Genomic DNA, 346 nt, shown 5'->3' on the forward strand with positions numbered 1-346 from the left:
GCGGCCGGCGTGCTGGCGCTGGCCTTCCCCCTGCACCCGCCCGGCAAGCCGGAGAAGAGCCGCGCACCGGAGCTCACCGGTGTCCGGGTCCCGCTGGTCGTGATCCAGGGCGAGACCGACGCGATGGGCCGCCCCGAGCTCGTGGCCGCGGAGCTCACCGGCCTCGGGCACGCATCGGTCTACGCGGTCCCCGGCGACCACTCGCTGAAGAAGAACGTCGACCTGGTCGCGGCGGCCGCGCTCTCCTGGCTCACCGAGGTCCTGCCCGCCTGAGTTCGGCAGCGGGGTGTGATCTCCCGGGCGCGAGTCGACGCACCGCGGCGCGGGTCAAGCCGCGCCGCACGAC

General features: G+C 75.1%; 1 protein-coding gene. It reads left to right on the forward strand.

What is annotated here, in order from left to right; genetic code table 11:
- On the forward strand, window positions 1-273 hold a 273-nt coding region (locus A6V29_RS09535), incomplete at its 5' end, for an alpha/beta family hydrolase (RefSeq protein WP_349642947.1).
- Window positions 274-346: the final 73 nt, after the last annotated feature.

Source organism: Blastococcus sp. CCUG 61487 (genome assembly GCF_005222955.1).
Lineage (GTDB): Bacteria > Actinomycetota > Actinomycetes > Mycobacteriales > Geodermatophilaceae > Blastococcus.